We start from the raw sequence: 2,843 nt of genomic DNA on the forward strand, positions 1-2,843 counted from the left end.
GGGGTGACTAGAACTTTTGCCTGATTGACACTGGGACAATTATATCATGGGTTTAATGAAGCCTATTGAACAAAGTAACTATTAAATTTTATATAAGAATAATGGTATCTAAAGATACTATACGAGGAGTTTATATCATGTTTTTTCCAAAAAAAATATATTGCAGAGTCTTTCAGGAAGTTTTCCATATGGCAATTCCTTTTCTGCCTTATCGAAAGCCAGCTCTGCTCCATCATACAGACGCATTGGTTCCTCTATTCCAACGAAAAGGCATTTCCCGTATCCTGCTGGTGACTGACCCTGTCGTAAAAGGAAATCAGTTCACATATCCGTTGGAAACGGCTCTGAAACAGGCGGGCATTGGCTGCATTGTTTACGACCAGACTGTATCCAATCCTACTACCGATCAGGTGGAAGAAGCCCGTGCATTATACAACGCCCATCACTGTCAGGCAATCATCGGTTTTGGCGGCGGTTCTTCCATTGACTGTGCCAAAGCTGTAGGTGCACGGATTGCCCGTCCCAGAAAAACATTGGACAAAATGGAAGGTATTTTGCAGGTATGGAAAAAGATTCCTTTGCTCATTGCCATTCCTACCACCGCCGGCACAGGCAGTGAAACCACATTGGCAGCGGTCATTACCGACAGCCGTACCCGGCACAAATATCCCATCAACGACTTTGTGCTCATTCCTAGATATGCTGTCCTTGACCCAGAAGTCACAAGAGGGCTTCCGCCTGCCGTTACGGCAAGTACAGGCATGGACGCATTAACCCATGCTGTTGAGGCTTTCATCGGCGGTTCTACCACCAAAGAAACCAGACATGATGCCATCAGTGCCGTAAAGCTGATTTTTACTTATCTACCCAAAGCCTATGCCGATGGCAATGATATGAATGCCCGTCGCCATATGCTCCACGCAGCTTATTTTGCAGGAAACGCCTTCAGCAAATCTTATGTAGGCTATGTTCATGCAGTTGCTCATTCCTTAGGCGGACGATATAACACACCTCACGGTCTTGCTAATGCCGTATTGCTGCCCTACGTTTTGCAGGCTTACGGCAGGCATGCTTACCGAAAACTCCATCGTCTGGCTGTGGCAATTGGAATTTCAGACCCCATGGAAAGCCATAGAGCTGGTGCGGAAAAATTCATTCAAGCAGTACGGGATTTACAGGATCTTCTGGATATTCCCAGAAAACTGCCAGAAATCCGTGCAGAGGATATTCCTTCTCTTGCCAAAAAAGCAGACCATGAAGCCAATCCCCTGTACCCCGTTCCAAAGCTTATGAACGCAAAAGAATTACAGCGTTTTTACTATGATATTATGGAGGACTAAACTATGAATAAAGCAGATACCACCCATTTGATACAAAAACAAAAGGCTTTTTTCGCCACAGGAAAAACCCATTCCCTTGCCTTTCGTATGCACGCACTGGCAATGCTGAAAAGAGCCATTGAAATCCACGAAAAAGAAATCCACGCTGCATTGGAAGCAGACCTGGGCAAAAGCCCTTTTGAAAGCTATATGTGCGAAACAGGCATGTGTCTGGCAGAAATCACTTATCAGATGAAACATCTGAAAAAATTCGCCTCTCCCAGACGGGTAAAAACACCTCTGGCACAGTTTCCCGCAAAAAGCTATGTGCAGCCCAGCCCTTACGGCGTCACACTGATTATGAGTCCATGGAACTATCCTTTTCTGCTGACCATCGAACCCTTGGTGGACGCACTGGCAGCAGGGAATACGGCTGTTGTAAAGCCCAGTGCTTATTCTCCCTATACATCCGCATTGATACAGGAATTGCTGGAAGAATGTTTTGACCCCGCCTATGTAGCTGTTGTTACTGGCGGCAGAAAAGAAAACAGCTTCCTTTTGGAACAGCCCTTTGACTATATTTTCTTTACAGGCAGTCAGGCTGTTGGAAAAGAAGTCCTGCGCCATGCAGCAGAGCATCTGACGCCTGTCACGCTAGAATTGGGCGGCAAAAGCCCCTGTATTGTAGACAGCACAGCCAATGTAAAACTGGCGGCAAAACGCATTGTGTTCGGCAAATTTTTGAATTGCGGTCAGACCTGCGTAGCACCTGATTACATCTATTGCCATGAAAGCAAAAAAGAAGAATTGGTCAGCGAACTGAAAAAACAGATCATGAAGCAATTCGGAAAACATCCTTTGGAAAATCCCAATTACGGCAAGATCATCAATGAAAAACACTTCCATCGTCTGCAAAACCTGCTCCATGCTTCTCAGCATGTTTGGGGCGGTCAGTGCGATGCCAGTGAATTACGTATTGCGCCTGCCGTTTTAGATAAGGTTACTTGGGACGATGCTGTTATGCAGGAAGAAATCTTTGGTCCTTTGCTTCCCATTCTGACCTATGGTCATATGCGGGATGTGATAAAGACCATCAACGAAAAACCGCATCCCCTTGCTCTGTATCTGTTCTCTGAAAGTCCCAAAACCATTGGAGCAGTCACAAAACATTGTCAGTTCGGCGGCGGCTGTGTCAATGACACTATCATCCATCTGGCAACCAGTGAAATGGGCTTCGGTGGTGTGGGTGCCAGCGGTATGGGATCTTACCACGGAAAAACTGGTTTTGATACATTCTCACATTTCAAAAGCATCGTAGACAAAAAGACATGGCTGGATCTGCCTATGCGCTATCAGCCTTATCAAGACCTTTATGCATCTATGATTCGTATGTTTTTAAAATAAATCATAACCACGCCTAAAAGACGTGGTTTGCACTAGCCCTATAAGGGCTTATTAAGAGCCAGCGCCTAAATGACGCTGGCTTTCACTTCGTTCAAGCCTTGGTGGTATGATTATCTGCTA

General features: G+C 45.6%; 2 protein-coding genes. Both read left to right on the plus strand.

The window, feature by feature from the left end; genetic code table 11:
• Positions 1–188 precede the first annotated feature (188 nt).
• Positions 189–1,340, plus strand: a complete 1,152-nt coding sequence (locus INF29_RS13940; protein ID WP_330608348.1) for an iron-containing alcohol dehydrogenase — start codon at positions 189–191, stop codon at positions 1,338–1,340.
• 3 nt (positions 1,341–1,343) lie between these two features.
• Entirely contained in the window at positions 1,344–2,723 is a 1,380-nt protein-coding gene (locus tag INF29_RS13945; protein WP_072853992.1) for an aldehyde dehydrogenase, read from the plus strand.
• Positions 2,724–2,843: the final 120 nt, after the last annotated feature.

Source organism: Anaerotignum lactatifermentans (assembly GCF_014982935.1).
Taxonomy (GTDB): domain Bacteria; phylum Bacillota; class Clostridia; order Lachnospirales; family Anaerotignaceae; genus Anaerotignum; species Anaerotignum lactatifermentans.